Origin of the sequence: Geminicoccus harenae, from assembly GCF_019800005.1 — a bacterium.
GTDB classification, from domain to species: domain Bacteria; phylum Pseudomonadota; class Alphaproteobacteria; order Geminicoccales; family Geminicoccaceae; genus Geminicoccus; species Geminicoccus harenae.
In genome coordinates, this window is the sequence record NZ_JABGCL010000003.1 from 1 (window position 1) to 18,857 (window position 18,857).

Annotated in this window: 18 protein-coding genes and 1 pseudogene; 4 read left to right on the top strand and 15 right to left on the bottom strand. The window is 67.6% G+C overall.

Translation table 11 applies throughout. From position 1 onward, the window contains the following. From HLA95_RS02740 to HLA95_RS02750, 3 genes and pseudogenes are all read right to left on the bottom strand, one after another. Positions 1-425, bottom strand: a pseudogene (locus tag HLA95_RS02740) (IS5 family transposase); the annotation flags it as partial. Between the two features lie 134 nt (positions 426-559). Then, on the bottom strand, positions 560-2,017 hold the full coding sequence (locus HLA95_RS02745; protein ID WP_191060952.1) for a class I SAM-dependent methyltransferase: 1,458 nt from the start codon (positions 2,015-2,017) through the stop codon (positions 560-562). Positions 2,018-2,021: 4 nt separating this feature from the next. Further along, positions 2,022-2,291 (bottom strand): hypothetical protein, encoded by a 270-nt coding sequence (locus HLA95_RS02750; protein ID WP_191060953.1) that lies wholly within the window; start codon positions 2,289-2,291, stop codon positions 2,022-2,024. Positions 2,292-2,496: 205 nt separating this feature from the next. Between HLA95_RS02750 and HLA95_RS02755 the strand changes: the two genes are divergently transcribed. From HLA95_RS02755 to HLA95_RS02765, 3 genes are read left to right on the top strand one after another with little or no spacing between them, the layout of a single operon-like run. Next, positions 2,497-4,074: a sulfatase-like hydrolase/transferase gene (locus tag HLA95_RS02755; protein WP_191060951.1), complete on the top strand. Its 1,578-nt coding sequence runs from the start codon at positions 2,497-2,499 to the stop codon at positions 4,072-4,074. A 60-nt stretch (positions 4,075-4,134) separates the two neighbouring features. After that, positions 4,135-4,500, top strand: coding sequence for a 4a-hydroxytetrahydrobiopterin dehydratase (locus HLA95_RS02760; RefSeq protein ID WP_191060950.1), 366 nt, complete (start codon positions 4,135-4,137; stop codon positions 4,498-4,500). Continuing rightward, positions 4,497-5,507: a ribonuclease Z gene (locus HLA95_RS02765; RefSeq protein ID WP_222182330.1), complete on the top strand. Its 1,011-nt coding sequence runs from the start codon at positions 4,497-4,499 to the stop codon at positions 5,505-5,507. Before HLA95_RS02760 ends, HLA95_RS02765 begins: the two co-directional genes overlap by 4 nt. A 76-nt stretch (positions 5,508-5,583) precedes the next feature. Here HLA95_RS02765 and HLA95_RS02770 read toward each other — a convergent pair whose 3' ends face one another. The 12 genes from HLA95_RS02770 to HLA95_RS02825 all read right to left on the bottom strand — a co-directional run bounded on the left by HLA95_RS02770 (position 5,584) and on the right by HLA95_RS02825 (position 17,930). After that, positions 5,584-6,192 carry a hypothetical protein gene (locus HLA95_RS02770; protein ID WP_222182332.1) on the bottom strand — a complete coding sequence of 203 codons (609 nt, stop codon included), beginning with the start codon at positions 6,190-6,192 and terminating at the stop codon, positions 5,584-5,586. Between the two features lie 356 nt (positions 6,193-6,548). Then, entirely contained in the window at positions 6,549-7,610 is a 1,062-nt protein-coding gene (locus HLA95_RS02775) for a calcium-binding protein (RefSeq protein WP_191058935.1), read from the bottom strand. Positions 7,611-7,688: 78 nt separating this feature from the next. Continuing rightward, positions 7,689-7,985, bottom strand: coding sequence for a hypothetical protein (locus HLA95_RS02780; protein WP_191058934.1), 297 nt, complete (start codon positions 7,983-7,985; stop codon positions 7,689-7,691). Between the two features lie 7 nt (positions 7,986-7,992). After that, a complete protein-coding gene (locus HLA95_RS02785; protein ID WP_191058933.1) occupies positions 7,993-8,415 on the bottom strand; it encodes a hypothetical protein in 423 nt (140 codons plus the stop codon). Between the two features lie 75 nt (positions 8,416-8,490). Beyond that, entirely contained in the window at positions 8,491-9,045 is a 555-nt protein-coding gene (locus HLA95_RS02790) for a hypothetical protein (protein ID WP_191058932.1), read from the bottom strand. Positions 9,046-9,611: 566 nt separating this feature from the next. Next, positions 9,612-11,396, bottom strand: coding sequence for a hydantoinase B/oxoprolinase family protein (locus HLA95_RS02795; protein ID WP_191058931.1), 1,785 nt, complete (start codon positions 11,394-11,396; stop codon positions 9,612-9,614). A 13-nt stretch (positions 11,397-11,409) separates the two neighbouring features. After that, entirely contained in the window at positions 11,410-13,482 is a 2,073-nt protein-coding gene (locus HLA95_RS02800) for a hydantoinase/oxoprolinase family protein (protein ID WP_191058930.1), read from the bottom strand. A 143-nt stretch (positions 13,483-13,625) separates the two neighbouring features. After that, entirely contained in the window at positions 13,626-14,603 is a 978-nt protein-coding gene (locus HLA95_RS02805) for a 5-oxoprolinase subunit C family protein (protein WP_191058929.1), read from the bottom strand. Then, positions 14,593-15,468, bottom strand: a complete 876-nt coding sequence (locus HLA95_RS02810) for a 5-oxoprolinase subunit B family protein (RefSeq protein ID WP_191058928.1) — start codon at positions 15,466-15,468, stop codon at positions 14,593-14,595. The genes HLA95_RS02805 and HLA95_RS02810 overlap by 11 nt, the downstream gene beginning before the upstream one ends. A gap of 3 nt (positions 15,469-15,471) precedes the next feature. Next, positions 15,472-16,854, bottom strand: coding sequence for an acetyl-CoA carboxylase biotin carboxylase subunit (locus tag HLA95_RS02815; protein WP_222182334.1), 1,383 nt, complete (start codon positions 16,852-16,854; stop codon positions 15,472-15,474). 4 nt (positions 16,855-16,858) lie between these two features. Further along, the gene (locus HLA95_RS02820) at positions 16,859-17,101 is read right to left on the bottom strand and encodes an acetyl-CoA carboxylase (RefSeq protein ID WP_191059119.1); all 243 of its coding nucleotides are present in this window, start codon (positions 17,099-17,101) and stop codon (positions 16,859-16,861) included. 43 nt (positions 17,102-17,144) lie between these two features. After that, the gene (locus HLA95_RS02825; RefSeq protein WP_191059118.1) at positions 17,145-17,930 is read right to left on the bottom strand and encodes a 5-oxoprolinase subunit PxpA; all 786 of its coding nucleotides are present in this window, start codon (positions 17,928-17,930) and stop codon (positions 17,145-17,147) included. Between the two features lie 243 nt (positions 17,931-18,173). Between HLA95_RS02825 and HLA95_RS02830 the strand changes: the two genes are divergently transcribed. Then, positions 18,174-18,845 carry an HAD-IA family hydrolase gene (locus HLA95_RS02830; RefSeq protein WP_222182336.1) on the top strand — a complete coding sequence of 224 codons (672 nt, stop codon included), beginning with the start codon at positions 18,174-18,176 and terminating at the stop codon, positions 18,843-18,845. The last annotated feature ends 12 nt before the right edge of the window (positions 18,846-18,857 follow it).

Genomic DNA, 18,857 nt, shown 5'->3' on the forward strand with positions numbered 1-18,857 from the left:
CAGGGCGAACGCGACGGGCCGGCCACGATCATCGGCCAGGCAATGAACCTTCGACGTGCGGCCGCCGCGCGAACGACCGATCGCCTGGCACCATTCGCCCCCTTGCCGCCAGAAGCGGAGCGATGGGCTTTGACGTAGGTGCTGTCGAGTGCGAGCTCGGCCGGGATCGTTCCCGTGCTGGCCATGCGCTGGAACAGGCGCTGCCACAGGCCACGCCGTGACCATCGGTTGTAGCGGTTGTAGATGGTCGTGGCGGGGCCGTAGTCTGGCGGCACATCCCGCCAACGGCAGCCAGTCTTGAGCACGTGCAGGATCCCGCTGATCACCCGCCGGTCGTCGACCCTGGGCCGTCCCGGCCGGCCATGGGGCAGATGCGGCTCGATCCGCGCCCAGGCCGCGTCCGACAGCCAGTACAGATGTGCCATCCGCCATACCCTCCTCAGCCTGCGTCCCTGATCAGCCGACTAAAAGCCATGAAGCTGCAGAAGGTTGTTTGAGTTCCCTACCTAGGCACTGCCCGACCGCCGGGCACAGGCCCGGCGGCCGTTTCCCCACGCGGCTACGGCTCGCTCTTCGGCGTGCAGAAATAGATGTGGCGCTTGCCGCCCTTCAGCGTCTGGTCGGCGCGGATCCGGTAGTGCTCGGCGAGGCAGGCCTCGAACTGGTCCTGCTGGTAGTCGCCGTACTGGTCGTCCTTGTTGGCGAGCAGGGTCTGCACCATCTCGTCCGACCGGCTGACGAACTCGATCACCAGCGACGTGCCGAGCCCGGCCAGCCAGCCGATGAAGTCGCGCATCGGGATGTTGGCGCTGATCACGATATGGTGGATCAGCGCCAGGCAGAGCGTCAGCTCCGGGCGGCCGCGCTCGGGCAGGGAGCGCCGCTCCAGGCCGCGCCAGCCCTGGGCGGGCGAGGGGTCGGACAGGTTGACGACCAGCGGCAGGATCTTCTGCCGGTCCGGCCGGTTCTGCTGCGCCTGGTAGAGATGCTCGATCGCCATCCAGTCGCCGTCCATGGACACGACATGGTCGGCCTGCTCGGCGATCAGCCGCGAGAAGGTGCCGGTATTGCAGCCGAGATCCCAGGCCATCCGCCAGCGCCGATGCCGTGATGCCTCGCGCACGAAGGCGCATTTCGCCTCGAACTCGGCTTGGTCGTAGCTGTGGGTGCGATCATAGTCGGCCCAGACCGTCTTCGACCCGCCGGGCTGGAGGCCGGCCACGATCTTGCGCAGGCCCTCGACATTGCGGACGATCAGCTGCTTGTCGAACCCGGCCTTGGCGATCGAGCTCCGCACGTTCTGCGGCTTACCGGCATAGCGGCGCTGCAAACTGTCCTGGGCCAGCACATGGAGCAGCACGCCCGGCCGGATCAGGTCGCGCGCCGAGAGCAGCGGTCGCAGGCTGCCCGCCGGGATGCCGTCGATCTGGCCGCGCAGCCAGGGCCGGTAGTCCACGCCCTTATAGGCCTGCAGGAACAGGGGATAGAGGAACAGCTCGCAGAACTGCCGGTAGCCGACCCAGGGCTCGCCCTTGCCCAGCACCTCGAAGGAGGGGATGTCGATGAAGACCGGCTGGGCACCGCGCCACTGGATGTTGTAGGCGGAAGAATCCTTGAGGATCAGCCCGGCCCCGAGGGCAGCCTGCATGAGATCCAGATGCAGCAGCGCTGCATCCTTCAGCATGCCGAACGTCCACTCATAGGGGTAGGAGATGAACGGCACCTTCTCGTGGCGCAGCACCGCCGCCCACTCACCGAACGCGCGGGCCTCGTCGTCGGGCAGGCGCTCGGTGCACACGATCGAGCCCCGTGCAGTGAACTCCCCGAAGAACGGTGCTGCGGCCAGCCGCTCCCAGTTCGCCAGCGCCTTGGCGCTGATGCCGCGCAGGATCTCGCCGTCGCGGTAGAACACGGCACCGTTGCGGTCGCGGAACGAGCCGGGCTCGGCGGTGGCCGCACGGGCAGCGGCCGGACCGGGAACGCGCTCCCGGTCCGGTGCCGGAGCGAGCTCGCTCAAGGCCTCACTTGCGGGTGGCTGCATCGATCTGCACGTCCTGGTGGGCGTTGCTGGTCGACGCGGCCTCCTCCTCGCGGCGGATGCCGAGCATGATCAGGAGCCGGTGCCAGTAGAGCTTGCCGGCGAGCAACAGGCCGGCGACGCCGCCCAGCAGCACCTGCAGGATGATGCTGCCCGTGCCCGGATCGAGATAGGCGAATGCCGTGCGGGTCGACATGCCGACGATCAGGCCGGCTATCACCAGCCGGAAGGCATACGCGCCGATGCTGTGCATGTCGTTTCTCTCCCGCCGCTGGTCGCGGAGCGTCCCCGGCTATGTTGGTGGCGTTTCCCTCGGACAGGAGGCTGGCTGTCGCCGCCCGATCCGTTAATTGTCATGAAGTTGTCACGGGGCCGCACCGACAACAAGGGGAAAGCCGAATTGGCCTGGTCGCCTTGTGGTTTTTTCAGCGGCCCGCGCGTCGTTGGGGGGAGAAGCCATGCAGGACAGGCCGGCCAATCAGGCCAGGAGCGCGCGCAACCGGGACGGGTGGCCGCTCCACCCGTTCCTTCTCGCTTTGGCCTCCGTGCTGGGCCTCTACGCCCTGAACGTGAAGGAAGCCGCGCTCGTCGAGATCCTGCCGGCGCTGGGCATGGCACTCGGCTTCGCGATCCTGGTGGTCCTGGTGCTGGGCCTGCTGTTCCGGAGCTTCGGCGCCCGTACCGCCATCCTTTCCAGCATCGTCCTGATCGGCTGCCTGTTCACCATCCGCCTGGCCTTCTGGGTGAACCAGGTGACGGGCGGGATTCCCATGGTCCCGTTCATGGCGGGCTTCGTCCTGATCCTGGCGGTGGCGTTCGTGGCGGTGGCGCGGGCCCGTCGTGACCTCCGGCTGCCCCACAGCATCCTCAACGGCATCGCCCTGGTTCTGGTGGTGACGCCGATCTGGCAGGCGGCCTCGTACAAGTGGGAACACGGACGGCCCGGCCTGAAGGCTCCGGCGCCCGAGGAGGTGGCGGTGCCGGCCGCCGTCCAGCCGGACATCTATTATCTGGTGTTCGACCGCTACGCTTCGGCCGCGGTGATGGAGCGCTATTTCGGGCTCGACGATACGCCGCTGGAGGCCTTTCTCGAGGAGCACGGCTTCTACGTGGCCCGCGGCAGCCACGCGAACTACCTCAAGACCGGCCATTCCCTCGCCTCGACCTTCCAGATGGACTATCTGGACTTCCTGGCAGACGAGGAGGGGCAGCGCTCGAGCGACTGGCAGCCGATCGTCGGCATGCTGCGCGACCACCGGGTCGCCCGCTTCCTGAAATCGGCCGGCTATCGCTATGCCCAGATCGGTGCCTGGTGGGGCCCCACCCAGGCGAACGACTATGCCGAGTTCAACCCGCGCTTCGGCTTTGGCGAGTTCACTGCGATGTATCTCCGCGACCGGGTGGTCAACCCGGTGATGCGCCTAGTCGCCCCGGACAGTCTCTACACGCGCACCATGCAATGGGATGCCGGGCAGTGCCAGCGGGTGCCCTGGCAGATCGAGCAGATCAAGCAGGCGGCAGACGGGACAGCGCCGACCTTCGTGTTCGGCCATGTCCTGCTGCCGCACGAGCCGTTCGTCTTCGATGCGGACGGGAACTGCCTTTCGCGGGAGCAGTCTGATGCGCGCGGCCGGGTGCAGGGCTATGTCGAGCAGGTGCGCTATGCCGGCAAGGTGATCCGGGACCTGGTGACGGCCCTGCAGCAGCGCGAGGGGCCGCCGCCGATCATCATCATCCAGGCCGACGAGGGGCCGTTCCCGGAGACGGATGTCGGCCATATCCGCAGCTGGCGCGAGGCCACTCATGACGAGCTTCAGATCAAGATGGGAATCTTGAACGCCTATTATTTCCCCGATGGGGACTATGATCTGCTTTACCCAACCATCACGCCGGTCAATTCCTTCCGGATGCTGTTCAACAAATATTTCGGCAGCGACCTGGAGCGGCTTCCCGATCGAATCTATGCCTTTCCTGATATTTTCAGGCTTTATGATTTCTTCGACGTGACGGATGTCGTGCGGCAGTTCCACGACTAGATCATGATGGATGAGGCAGCGGCCGCGAGCGATCCTGGCCGCCAGCGCATGGAGGCCAGGATGCCCGACGACCCAGCCGATCTCGCGACGAGATCCTGCACGCCGTGCAAGGGCGGGGAGCCGCCGCTCGGCCCGGAGGAGGCGGAAGCCTATCGAGCCGAAACGCCGGAATGGTCGCTGCGCGACGAGGCCCGCCGCATCGAGCGCTCGTTCCGGTTCAAGAACTTCCAACAGGCCTTCGCCTTCGTCGAGCACGTGGCGCAGATCGCCGAGGCGGAAGGCCATCATCCCGACATCAGCTTCGGCTGGGGCTACGCGCTGGTCGCGCTGCAGACCAAGAAGATCAAGGGCCTGCACGCCAACGACTTCGTGATGGCGGCGAAGATCGACCGGATCGCGGCGGCCGGGCCGAACATGGCGGCATGACCCGGCTGATCCAGGCCAGGCTGGTCAACGGCCCGTTCGACGATCCCGGCCTGTTCCTGGACTTCCGCTTCGGCCGGCGCGCCATGCTGTTCGACCTGGGCGATCTCGGCGCGCTGTCGGCCCGCTCACTCCTGCGGGTGAGCCACGCCTTCGTCAGCCACCGCCATCTCGACCATTTCACCGGCTTCGACCGGCTGCTCCGGCTCTGCCTCTACCGGCCGACCACGATCCGGCTGGTGGGCCCGCCCGGGATGACCCGCGGCGTGGCCGCCAAGCTCGACGCCTATCTGTGGAATCTCCTGGACGAGGCATCGGTCGCGTTCGAACTGCAGGTCGCGGAGTTCGCCGACGGCCGGCTGGGCCCTTGGACCGGCTTTGCGGCGCGCGCCGGCTTTCGGCCGGAGCCCGCCGGCGAGGCCTCCCTGCCGCCCGGCCTCGTGCTGGCCGAGGGTGACCTCGCCATCTCGGCCGTCACCCTCGACCATGGCACGCCCTGCCTGGCGTTCGCCTTGCAGGAGAGCATGGGCGTGAAGGTGATCCCGGCCGCACTGGCCGCCCTGGGCCTGGAGGTCGGCCCGTGGCTAGGCCATGCCAAGAGCGCGGTGCGCGCCGGTGCGCCGGACGACCAGCCGGTCGAGGCGGGGCCCGGCCGGGTGCTGCCGCTGGGTCTGTTGAAGGAGCGGGCCCTGCTGGCGGCACCCGGCCAGCGCCTGGCCTATGTGACCGACGCCGCGTTCCATCCGGCCAATGCCGAGCGGATCGTGGCTTTGGCGGCCAATGCCGATCACCTGTTCATCGAGGCGGCCTTCCTGGAGGCGGACCGGGAACTGGCCAGCACCCGCCACCACCTGACCGCACACCAGGCCGGTGAACTGGCCAGCCGGGCCGGCGTGCGGCGGCTGACCGTGTTCCACCACTCGGCACGTTACCTGGAGCGACCCGACGCCCTGCGCCGCGAGGCGGAGGACGCCTTCGGGGCCGGCGGCGCCGGACGGCAGCCTGGCTGAGGCCAAAGGCCCAGGCCGGCCGGTGGCCCTGCCGGCTGGACCCGGCAGTGGCCTGCCACGGCCACGCTGCTGCCGCTCAGTCACGTCCGCCCTTACCGCCCTTGCCACCACCAGAGCCACCCTTGCCGCCGCCCTTGCTGTCAGATCCGCCCTTGCCTGAGCCGCCTTTGCCGCCTGAGCCACCCTTGCCGCCACCGGAGTCGCTGCCCTTGCCGGACGACGCGCTGCCGTCCTTGCCGCTTCCGGAACTGCTGCCCTTGCCGCCCGCAGAATCTCCGCCCTTGCCGGAACTGCCGCCCCGGCTGCTGTCGCCATCGTGCCGGCCGCCATGGTCGTCGCCGGTGCCGCCATGGGAGCTGTGACGGCCATGGTCATGGCCGGGCCCGTCATCGGTGCCTCGTCCACGCCGGCTGTCACCGGGGCCGTCATCGGTGCCCCGCCCGCGATGTGTATCGCCCGGCCCATCGTCCGTGCCCCGTCCGCGACGCGCATCACCCGGAGCGTCATCGGTGCCGCGACCGCGCCGGTCGTCGCCCGGCGGATCGTCGGCCCCGCGCCGGCCGTCATCCAGTTGCGCCTGCTGCCTCGGCAACAGGCCGTCATCGCCGCTGTTGGCGGCGAGGCCGGTGCCGGCGAACAGGGTGATGATGGCGGTCGAGCACAAGATCGCCTGCAAGGTCTTCATCGAAATCTCCTGCCGGCATCAGCCTGGGACGCCGGCAACGATCATGGTGACCTCTGATGAAGGAATGGTTTCGCTACCGCTTATTATTCTCGAAGATCGCCGCAGATGTTCTTGCGGCGCCCTGGGGTGGCCCGACTGGTCTTCGCCGCTTGGCCCCAGCATATCCTCCGGAACAGGGCTGCCGGCGTCGTGAAGTTCAAGCCACCGCGGACCGTGCATCGGCGTCGCCGCTGCCCGGTCCGAGTGAGATTATTACAGAACATACATATTCGTACAACGTTTTCGTGCGGGTCGGCTCATAGCAGGATAGGCTCGATGCCCCGCCGCCGCTGTCTGCCGACCCGCTCCGCCAGTCGTCAGGCGACGAGGAAGTCGCGGGCGGTGAGCTCCAGCGGGCTCTGCATCAGGTTCTGCACCAGGATCTGGTTGCGGCCACTCGGGTCGAGCAGCACCGACACCGCGCTGGAGCCGTTGTCGATCAGAGTCAGGTCGGAAAAGCTGGCAAAGCCATAGTCACGGATGTCGATCAGGTCCTTGCCCGTCTCGAAGTCGAGGATCAGGTCCTGGCCGCTACCCTGGTGGAACATGAAGATGTCGCGGCCGGTAGTGACCTTGCCGTCGATCTGGGCGAAGTCGCCCCAGAGCGCGTCGTTGCCGCTGCCGCCGATCAGCACGTCGTCGCCGCCGCGCACATCCACGGCCTTGGCGCCGATGCCGGCCGAGAACGCATCGCCGAACAGGCTGTCCTGGCCAGCCCCGCCTTCCAGCTTGTCGTTCTGGCCCCAGGCCCGCCCGGACATCTCGTAGGCGTCGCCGAACAGGCTGTCCCAGCCATCCCCGCCGTTCAGCTTGTCGCGGCCGCCCCGGGACTCGCCGGCCATCGAGTAGCTGTCGCCGAACAGCCGGTCGTCGCCCTGGCCGCCGAACAGCTGGTCGGCGGAGCCCCAGGCCCGGTCCCACATCTCGTAGGCATCGCCGAACAGATTGTCCCGGCCGAGGTCGCCGAACAGGTTGTCGTTGGCACCCTGAGCCTGGTGGTACATCTCGAAGGCGTCGCCGAACAGGTTGTCGTGGCCCCAGCCACCGAACAACTGGTCGCCGCCGCCCTTCGACTTGCCGATCATGCTGAAGGAGTCGCCGAACAGGTTGTCGTCGCCGCGGAACCCTTGCAGGCGATCCGCGCCGCCGACGCCGTTGCTGGTGATCACCCAGGCGTCGCCCAGCACGTTGTCCTGCGCCGAGCCGCCGATGACGATGTCGTGGCCCGCCTCGCGGTTGAGGTAGCCGCCCACCTCCCACACGCCGTCCGGATTGCCGGTCGAGAAGGCGTCGCCGAAGATGTAGTTGTCCTCGTTGTCCGCGACGATGAAGTTGTCCGGCCACGGATCGTTGCCGACGCCGCCGATGATGACCGCCATGAGAGCATCCTCCAGCTTTGGTTCGAATATTGTCGGGACCTGGTGATCAGGCGGAAAATGACGCTGCCTGATCCCGGGTCAGTTATCGCTTGTCAAATCTGCTGCATCGTCCGTGCCGGGTCCGGAGGCAGGCGGGCACCACCAGCGGAACTGGCCGCCATTGCCATGCCCATCGCCCAGCCGCCCGTTGCCGGCACCATTGCCGACATTGCCGTTGCCGTTGCAGTTCCCGATGTTGCCGTTGCCGTTGCCGTTGCCGTGCCCGTCGCTGGGGCCCGGTGCGGGCTCGGCGGCGACCTGGCGGCCGCCGAACCCATCCGGCGAGAGCGGCATCACCATCATCAGGACCGCCGCCAGCAGTTTCAACTTGGCCACCGGCCGCTCACCTGCGCCCGTTATGGGTGCCGTTGAAGTTGCCGATATTGCCGTTGCCGTTGCGCGACCCGCCATTATGGGTGCCGTTGAAATTGCCTATATTGCCGTTGCCGTTGTGGTGGCCGGAATTGAAGCTTCCGTTGCCGATGCCGATGTTGCCGTTGCCGTTGTTCTTGCCGGTATTGCCAACACCGTTCTTGTTGCCGATGTTGCCGTTGCCGCCGTTCTTGTTGCCGATGTTGCCGTTGCCGGTATTGCCGTTGCCGACATTGTTCTTGCCGGTGTTGTTGCGACCGACATTGCCGTTGCTGAACATCCCGCCGGCAAAGGACGAGAAACCGCTGTCTCTGCCGGTCCGATTGGCAGCGTCCGCAAAGCCGGCCGCACCGAGCAGCGTGAAGGCGACGGCTGCGCAGAGCATGATCTTCATGATGGTACTCCCTGGTCTGGTGCAGACGCCGCGTCCTGGCCGACCGACAGCCGGGCCGGGACGCGGCCAGCTTGATCAGCGGCTGCTGCGGCCGTTCCGGTTGCCGTTCAGGCTGCCGTTGCGGTTGCCCTTGTTCTCATTGCCGTTGTAGCCGCCGTTGCTGCTACCCCAGTTCATGTTGCCGTTGCCGACGCCGTTGGACTTGCCGTAGTTGGCGTTGCCGTTGGTGGTGCCGTTCTTGTTGCCGGCGTTCTTGTTGCCGTTCAGGCTGCCGTTGAAGCTGCCCTTGTTCTGGTTGCCGTTCACCGAGCCGTTGCTCGAGCCGTAGTTCTTGTTTCCGTTGAAATTGCCGTTGCCGTAGCCACGGTTGCTGTTGCCGTTGTCGTTGCCGTTGGCCGAGCCCTTGTTGGCATTGCCGTTATAGCTGCCGTTCATCGAGCCCTTGTTGCCATTGCCGTTGTCGTTGCCGTTGCCCCAGCCACGATTGCCATTGCCGTTGTAGCTGCCGTTATAACTGCCGATATTGCCGTTCCCGTTGCCATTGCCGTTGCCATTGCTGGCAGCCAGGGCGGCAGCGCTCATCAGGCCGACGATGGCGGCAGTGCAGAACAGGACCTTCAAGCTCTTCATTGTCATTCTCCGGAAAGTATGACCGGTATTCAACTATGTACTCGGTTATACCGGCCAGTCACTGAACTTCATAGAAAGAATATCATACCCTTTGTGGTTTATTGGTGTGGTGATTGTTCTCCTTTGGATGGTCTTAAGGATGTGCTTCAGTAATTCCTCTCTGTTCTTGAGAAGAATCCCGAAGATCGGTAGTCATGCCTCAGTCCAGGAGCGGCCCGGCCAAGCGCAGGTGCGCAGCCGCTCGGTCCTGCCGCGATGGCGGCAAGTCCAGACAAGCATGATGAAGGGGACCGGCAACGCGCAGCCGCTCGTCGTCAGGATGATTTCCTGGCGCAGGAAGGACTGCGGTGCTCAGGATTCAGGGGGGCGAGGCAGCCCTCGCCGGCACCGGTGCAGGCACCGGCTCGAACTGGATCATGGTGTCTTTGGTCCGCAGTTCTTGTGTATTACTGCGGTTAGTTATTTACTGGTTATTAATCTTGCGCCAGCCATCAGAGGGCCGGCGCTACATTACTAGGGTACGACAATCGGCCGGTTGCCGCCGGCGCCCGGGAACCGGCCCCGGATCAGGCCGGTCCTGCCCGGCGGCGAGCCAGGGTAGCCTCGTTGTCCACCACGAGGGTGCGCTCCTCGAGCGAGCCGGTGAACACCACGCCGTAGAGCCGCTCCGCGCGCTCGATCGTCTCGAACCCGTCCAGCACGTCCTTCAGCACCTTGGCGGGTGCCCGCTCGAACGGGTCGCCGTAGCCGCCGCCCGAGGTGTGGTGCCCGCGCACCCGCTCGCCCTTGCGCAGCCGGTCCACCACGATGTTGGGCAGCTCGGTCTCGGTGCCGTCGGCGGCGATCTTGAAGTGCTGCGCCCGGACCCCGTCCCCGCCGCCGCGGACCCCCTTGGGCGGGTAGTGTGTGCCGTCGCAGGGCCAGAGCACGTCCATCGGGTGCTCCTTGGGCCCATACTCGAACTCCAGCGCCGGGGCGCCGCGCTGCCGGCCGGCGCCACCGGTGCCGGTCTTCAGGCGCAGGTAGCGCACCTCGATCGGGTGCTTCAGCTCGTCGATCTCGACCGAATCCCGGTACATCAAACCCGCGATCACCGGGATGCCGTAGGTGGGCCAGCCATCCGCCTCAGGCGCTCCCGGCCCGCCGGAGCTGCCCAGATGGAGCTGGTTGATGTAGCGGCTGTCGCCATGGCGATGGTCCAGGCCGGACACCACCGCCATGCCTGCACCCAGCCCGATCCCGCCCTCGGCTAGGCCATAGCCGTCGCCGATCTGCGCCATGGCCGACTGGGTGAGGTTGACCAGCCGGTCGGCGATGTTGGTGGTCGCGACCGAGCAGCTATGCGGGAATTTCGGCCGGCCGCACACCGCACCGTCACGCAAGTGCACCCTGATCCGGCGGAACGAGCCCGAGTTGCGCGGAATGGTGGGGTCGATCGAGTTGAACACCCCGGCGATGCTGGCTGCGGTGGCGCAGGCCTCGCTCTCGTTGAAGCCGCAGTCGACATTGTCGACATTGTCCTGGAGGTCCAGCTCGATCGTCGCCTCGTCCGGGTCGATCGAGACCTGCACCTTGAGCGGGATGCCGTCCGGCAGGAGCTCGCCGAACGGGTCATGGGCACCGCTGGCGGCAAGGGTCGCCTTCGGCAGCTTGCGGATCGCCTGGGCCATGCGCTGCTCGGAATAGTCCAGCCAGTCGCGGATGAAGGTCTTGACCTGCGCCTTGCCGTACTTGGTGCATAGTTCCTTCAGCCGCCGCTCGGCGACGCGCGCCGCACCGATTCCGGCCAGGAAGTCGCCATACCACTGGTCCGGCACCCGGATGCGCGCCCGGCACATCCGCACCACGTCCTCGACCATCTGGTGATCGCGCTGGATGCGCACCGAGGGGAAGATCAGGGCACCCTCGGCATACTGGTCCTTGGCCCCGGCCATGTAGGTGGTGGGCAGGGAGTTGCCGGTGTCCGCCTGGTGCGCTTTGGCGACCGTGGTGAACAGATGCTCGCCCTCGAAGAACACCGGCACCATGAAGGTGTGGTCGGCGGCATGGGTATTGCCGGTATAGGGGTCGTTGTGGAGGTAGCAGTCGCCCTCCTTCAGGTCGTCCCCGTGGGCCTTCCGCATGGCGGCGGCCTGCATGTGGCTGCCGAAGATGTGGATCGGCAGGCCTTCCGCCGAGGCCAGGAGCTGGTCGTCGGCAGTGCAGATCGAGCAGGAGAAGTCACGCGCACTGTTGATCACCGCCGAGCGCGCGGCGCGCAGCAGGGTGTTGGTCATCTCGCGCACGATGCCGTCGATCCGGTTGGCGATGATCGCGGTCATGTAGGGGTCGAAGCGGGTCTGGTCGGTCATGGCCCGGCTCCTGTCAGGCGACGTGGAGAAGATAGTTGCCGGCCCCGCTGACCACGGCCGCCATGCCGGGATAGACGACCAGCGTCGTGGTCGGCTCCTCGATGATCGCCGGGCCCTCGATGCGCAGGCCGGGCTCCAGATGCTCGGCGCGGTAGATGCCGGTCACGACCGGGGTGCTGCCGCCGAAATAGCAGTTGCGCCGCTCCCGTGCCGGCGGTGCCGCAACCTCTATCGTCCCGGGTGCGGTCAGCGGCTGCGTGCCCAGATGCACCACCAGCCGCATCCGCCAGTTCACCACCTCGACCGGGCTGGACGGGTCGCACACCGCGAACACCCGCTCGTGGACCTGGTGGAAGCTCTCGACCAGGGCGGCGACATCCTCGGGCCCGTCGAAGCGGTGCCTGGCCAGCGGCGTGTCCAGCTCCCAGACCTGGGACAGGTAGCGCGCCTCGGCGATGCACTCGATCCGGCAGCCCGCGCCGCCATCCTTCAGCCCGGCGCGGAACGCCTCCAGCCGGGCGGTGAGGTCGGCCAGCATGGCGTTGACGCCCTCGGTGTCGAAGGCCGTGGAGAGGGTCACCAGGCTCGCCGCCTCCTCGGCCACGATGTCGGCATGCTGCATGCCTGCCGCCGACAGGGCCGAGGCCACCTTGGGCAGCACGACCCGCTGGCAGCCCAGCTCCTGGGCGATCTTCATGATGTTGAGGCCGGCGGCCCCGCCACCGGCGACGATGGTGCTCTCGCGCGGGCTCACCCCTTCGTTGATGGTGATGTCGCCCACCGCCCGCATCATCAGGTCGCTGGCGAGGCTGACGATCCGGTACGCCGCTTCCTCGACCGACAGGCCGATCCGCTCGGCCACGGCCGCGACCGCAAGGCGGGCCGCATCCACGTCCAGCCGCATCCGCCCACCCAGGAAATTGTGCGGGTCGAAATACCCCAGCACGGTGGCGGCGTCCGACACGGTGGGCTCCGTGCCGCCACGCCCGTAGCAGGCCGGGCCCGGCACCGAGCCCGCCGATTGCGGCCCCACCCGCATCAGCCCGCCATCGTCGATCCAGGCGATCGAGCCGCCGCCCGCGCCGATCGAGCGCATGTCGACGGCGGCAATGCCGAGCAGGTCCCCGGTATAGGCCGGCCCCAGCCAGGTATCGCGGCTGAAGGTGAGGCGGCCGTCGCGCACCAGGCCCACGTCGAACGTGGTGCCGCCCGTGTCGCAGATGATGACGTTGTCGCCTAAGTTCTCCAGCCGGGAGAACACGATGCCGGCGAGCGGCGCCATGGCGGGGCCGGAACCCACCGTGTAGATCGGCTTCTCGGTGATGGCGTCGATATGGCCGCAGCCGCCGGCGGTCGTGCTGATCAGGATCTCGCCCCGGTAGCCGGCGGCGCGCAGGTCGCGCTCCAGCCCCTTCAGATGCGCCTGCATGAGCGGCTTGAGCGAGGCGTCGATCGCGGTCGCCGAGGCGCGCCGGTATTCGCGCACCACCGGGATCAGCTGGTGCGACAGGGTGACGGGCACGCCCGGCATGATCTCGGCGATCAGCTCGCTCAAGCGCCGCTCATGCGCCGGGTTGGCGATCGACCAGAGCAGGCAGACCGCGATCGCCTCGAAGCCCAGCGCCCTGATCTTCTCCAGCACCACCCGGGCCTGGGCCTCGTCGAGCGGGATCGAGACCGTGCCCTCCGAGCTCATCCGCTCGCGGATCTCGAACGTATGGCTGCGCGGGATGTAGGGTTCGGGGAAGTCCTTGGAGAAGTCGTGCGGGTTGAACTTGCCGCCTTCCTTGAGCAGCAGGACGTCCGGGAAGCCTTCGGTGGCGAGAAAGGCGGTTTTGGCGACCCTTTTCGTGACGATCGCGTTGGTGGCGCGGGTCGTGCCGTAGATCAGCAGCCCCGTCTCGGCGAACAGCCGGTCCAGCCCGATGCCCAGTTGCTCGGCGGCGTTGCCGATCGCCTCATTCATGCCATCGAAGATGCGCTCATGGGTGGTGAGCGCCTTGCCGATGGTCATGCCGCCATCGGCATCGGCCACGACCACGTCGGTGAAGGTGCCGCCGGTATCGACAGAGATGCGGTACGCCATGATCACCTTGCTGCTGGGCTCTGCGAGAGATGGAGCAGCGTCCGGTGCCGCCCTGGCTAATCGGTATCATGGCGCCGGCCAGTGATGCCAATGACCGGTCCGCCATGATAGTTTAGGCATTTCCTGCCGATAATGCCTGTCGGCTAGGCAAGCGCGGCCTTGATCTTGTCGATCTCGGCCTTGCGTTCGGCACGCGCCTCCAGCGCCTCTTCCATCTCCACCGGCACGAACTTGACCGGCTTGTGCGGCTGGAGCTGGGCGATCAGGTCCATGTCGGCCGAGATCACCGTGCCGAGCATGAAATAGCCGCCGCCCGACACTGCGTCGCGATGCAGCACGATCGGCTCGGTGCCGCCCGGCACCTGGATCGAGCCGTAGGGATAGCAGGCATCGACAATGTTGGAGGGATCGGAGCCCGCTCCGAACGGCGGCTCGCGTGGCACGAACTCCAAGGGATTGCCGCCCTTGAACCGGTAGCCGATCCGGTCCGCCTCGGGCGCCACCTTCCAGGTATCGGCGAAGAAGCCGCCCTGCGCCGCTTCGGTGATCCGGTGCCAGTAGAGGCCGGGCAGCATCCGCAGCACCGCCGGATCCTCCAGCCCGTTGCGGCGCAAGGAGACGTGCAGGCTGCGGCCGGCCGGCACCTGGCGCTGAGGTGCGCCCACCGGCAGGACATCGCCGGCCGCCAGCTTGCGCCCTTGGAAGCCGCCGAGTGCGCCCAGCGCATAGGTGGAGCGGCTGCCCAGCACCACCGGCACGTCGATCCCGCCGGCGATCGCCAGATAGGCGCGCGCCCCCTTGCGCAGATAGTCGAAGCTCAGCGTCTGGCCGGCCTTGACCGTGAACGTCGTCCAGGTCGGCTGCGGCGCGCCATCCACCTTGGGCGGCAGCTCCGCCCCGGTGACCGCCACCAGTGCATCGTCCCGGAACACCAGTTCCGGCCCCATGAACACGAGCTCCAGGCCAGCCGCACCCGCGTCGTTGCCGACCAGCAGGTTGGCCGCGATCAACGCTTCCTGGTCCATGGCGCCGGAAAGCGGAATGCCCAGATGGTAGTAGCCCGGCCGGCCCAGGTCCTGGACGGTGGTGGCAAGGCCCGGCTTCTTGACCTCAAACGCCATGGAGCAGGTCCTCCAGCTTGCCGGTATAAGCGCCAGGATCGGTCTTGAACTCGTCGAGCGCGAAGCGGACGTCGCGCATGGTCGGATAGAACTTGTGCGCCTCGACATCGGCGATCGCCGCATCGTACGCATCACGGTCGATCGATCGGTACTTCACGATGTCGCCCGGGCGGAACAGCACCATGAAGTCCCGCAGGTAGGGCGTTTCCTGCTTGGGGTCGTAGATCGGCATCGGCGTGATGCCGAACATCTGGTAGCCGCCGGCCCCGCGCACCGAGTAGATCGCGCCGAAGCAGCCGCCATGGCCGACCGTCAGCTTCGGCGTGTCGGTGCGCGGCCGCAGGTACTTGGGCGATTCGATCTGCCTGGCCCGCTCGACCATCTGGTAGAGGAACGGCAAGCCTGCGACGAAGCCCACCATCGAGACGAACCAGGGTGCGCCCGAATGGGCCCGAACCAGCTCCTCGTTCGAGGCGTAGCCGTTGATCCGTGCGGTATAGGCGAGGTCGGTCGAATTCGGGTCCTGGTGACGCTCGCGGAAGCGCATCAGCGTCTCGTGGGTCCAGGGGTCCTCGTAGAAGACCGGCACCTCGATGATCCGCGTGTCGATCACCGCTTCCGAATGGGCCGCCTGGTCCTCCAGCTTCTTCAGCTCGGCCAGCATGTCGGCCGGCTTGATCACGTCCGGGTCGAACTTGACCTGGAAGGACGCATTCGCCGGGCAGACCTCGGCCACACCCTTGATCTGGCTTTCCCGCACCGCCTTGGTGATCGAGAGCGACTTGAAGAAGGCGTCCAGCGACATTTCTTCGTCGACTTCGACGAAGATGTGCTCGTCGCCGCCATAGGAATAGCGGGTCGCCATGCGTTAGTCCCCCTTGGCCCCGATGCCGAGCGTGCCGGCCCGTTCCTCCAGCCAGCGCTCCAGAAAATTCGTGTCGAACCGGCCGGCCCGCACTTCCGGGTCCGCGGCCAGCGCCTGGTGCAGGGCACGCGTGGTCGGCACGCCCTCCACCGCCAGCCCGTCCAGGGCATCCGTCAGCCGCGCCAGCGCCTCCGTGCGATCGGCGCCGTGTACGATCAGCTTGCCCAGCAGCGAATCGTAGAAGGGCGGCACCAGGTAGCCCTCGAACAGATGGCTGTCGAAGCGCAGCCCCGGGCCTTCCGGCACGCGCAAGGCGCTGATCGTGCCCGGCCCCGGCATGAAGTTGCGCGTGGGATCCTCGGCATTGATCCGGCACTCGATGGCATGGCCGGACAGGCGCACCTGGTCCTGCGTGACCGGCAGCGGCTTGCCCTGGGCGATCTCGATCATCGCCGCCACCAGATCCAGCCCGGTCACCATCTCGCTGACCGGATGCTCGACCTGGATACGGGTGTTCATCTCGATGAAATAGAAGGCGCGCCGGTTCTCGTCGTAGAGATATTCGAGCGTGCCCGCCCCCCGGTAGCCGACATGCCTCGCCAGCCGCACCGCGGACGCGCACAGCTCCTCGCGGGTGGCCTCGTCCAGGGAAGGCGAGGGGGCCTCCTCCCAGACCTTCTGCCGCCGCCGCTGCAAGGAGCATTCCCGCTCATAGGCGTGGATCGCGTCCTGGCCATCCCCCAGGATCTGCACCTCGACATGCCGCGCCCGGTCGATGAAGGCTTCCAGATAGACGCCGCCATCGCCGAACGCCGCCTTGGCCTCGCCCTGGGCGGTCGAGAGCTGCTGGACCAGTTCCGCGTCGCTGCGCACGATCCGGATGCCGCGCCCGCCACCGCCGGCCGAGGCCTTGATCAGGAGCGGATAGCCGACCGCCGCCGCGGCCGCCTTGGCGGCCTCCAGCCCCTCGATCCGGCCCTCGCTGCCCGGCACCACCGGCACGCCCGCGGCGGCAGCCGCCTCGCGCGCCTTCACCTTGTCGCCCATGGTGGCGATGGTCTCGGGCCGCGGGCCCACGAACACCATGCCCGCCGCCTCGACCGCTTCGGCGAACGCGGCATTCTCGGCCAGGAAACCGTAGCCCGGATGGACGGCACCGGCCCCGCTGGCCTTGGCCGCCTCGATGATGTTGGGGATCGAAAGATAGGACTTGGCCGCCTGCGCCGGGCCGATCTCGACCGCCTGGTCGGCCAGGCGCACCGGCAGCGAATCGGCATCCGCTTTGCTGTGCGCCTGGATCACCTTCAGGCCCAGGCTCTTGGCGGCGCGATTGATGCGAAGGGCGATCTCGCCGCGATTGGCGATCAGGATGGAATCGAAGCTCATCGCCCTAGCCGTCGAGCTCGACGAGCGGCTGGCCCGGCATCACCGCATCCTCGTCGTCGACCAGGAACGCGGTGACCGTGCCGGCCTCTTCGGCGACGACCTGGTTGAAGCTCTTCATCACCTCGACGATGCCCACCACGTCGCCCACCGCGACCGTGTCGCCCACTTCCTTGAACGGCGGCTGGTCCGGGGCGGGCTTGCGGTAGAACGTGCCGGGCAGCGGCGAGACGATCTGCTTGGACGCCATGTCTGGTCTTCTTCTTTGCTCGGGAGTTCGGGGGCGTGGGCGGTCAGGAAGCGGCCAGCACCTCGGGCAGCGGGACCACCTTGATCCCCGCCCGGTCGAGTGCCGCCCGGATCGCCCGGATCACGTCGTAGGAACCAGGCGTATCGGAATGGAAGCAGATCGATTCGAACGGGAGCTCGATGGTCTCGCCGTCCACCGTCTCGACCGTGCCTTCCTGGCAGGCCTTCACCACGCGCGCCGCCAGCGCTTCGGGGTCCGGCCGCTGCGCCGAGCGCACGAACACGATCCGCCCGGAGCGGTCATAGGCGCGGTCGGCATAGAACTCGCGCACATAGGGCTGCCCCTTTTCCTGCGCGATCTTGCAGGTCACCGCCGCATGCATGCCATAGGCCGGCAGGTCCGGGGCCAGCTCGCGCAGCATGTCGATGAAGGCGTGCGACAGCGCCTCGTCCACCGCGGAATCGACCGCGAGCCCGCCATGCAGCTTCACGTGCTGGATCGGCACCTTGTACCGCCGGGCGAACGCCTCGACCGCCCCCATCTGGTAGACGATGTCGTTCACCAGCTCGGAAGGCGGCGCCTTGATCGTCCGCCGCCCGAAGCCCTGCAGGTCGCCATAGCCCGGGTGCGAGCCCAGCCCCACGCCATGCTGCTTCGCGAGCTGCACCGAGCGGTCGATATGGTTGGGGTCGCCGGCATGGAAGCCGGCCGCGACATTGGCGCTGGTGATGAGCGGGTAGAGCAGCGCGTCGTCGGTCTCGCCGAGCCGCCACTGGCCAAAGGCCTCGCCCATGTCGCAATTGATGTCGATCTTGCTGCGATAGGTCATGGCGCCCTCCCATGCACGGCCCGTGCCGGACAGGCCGGCGCTCCCGAAAACGACCCTCACCGCGCCACCCTGACGGGCATGGCCGCCTCCGGCGGCGCGGGGATTGCCGAAGCTGTGGTCACGATGCGCACCGTTCGGGCACGGTCAAGATGCTTGCGGCGCCGAGGGGCCCGCGGCACTGGCGGCCGGCACCCGGATCGGGCAGGTTCCCCCCGCGACCTCGCCCGCGCCGGAGCCACCGCCTTGACCCCGATTCCGCTGTTCCCCGACCGGGAATTCGCCGCGTTCCTGTTCGACATGGACGGCACCGTGCTCAGCTCGATCGCCGCGGCCGAGCGCGTCTGGGGCCGCTGGGCGCGCCGGCACGGGCTGGACGTCGAGGCGTTCCTGCCGACCATGCACGGCAAGCGCGCCGTGGACACGATCCGGCGCCTGAATCTGCCGGGTGTCGACGTCGAAGCCGAAGCGGACTGGATCACCCGGGCCGAGATCGAGGATGTGGGCGACGTCCATGCGATCGAGGGTGCCGCCGCCTTCCTCCAGGCCCTGCCGCCCGGGCGCTGGACGATCGTCACCTCCTCGCCCTTGCCGCTCGCAAGGCGCCGGCTGGAAGCCGCCGGCCTCACCGCTCCCCAGCGCATGGTCACCGCCCAGGACATCACCCGCGGCAAGCCGGCCCCCGACGGGTTCCTCCTGGCGGCAGAGCGGCTGGGCGTCCCGCCCCAGGAATGCCTGGTGTTCGAGGACGCGCCGGCCGGCATCGAAGCGGCCGAGGCAGCCGGTGCCGCCGTGGTCGTGGTGACCGCCACCCACACAAACCCGGCCGAGACGCGCCACCCGACGGTGCGGGGCTACCAGGGGCTGAGCACGAAGGTGACGCCGGCGAACAGGCTGCAGCTCTTGTCGGCTGGCTAGGCGCTGCGGCCG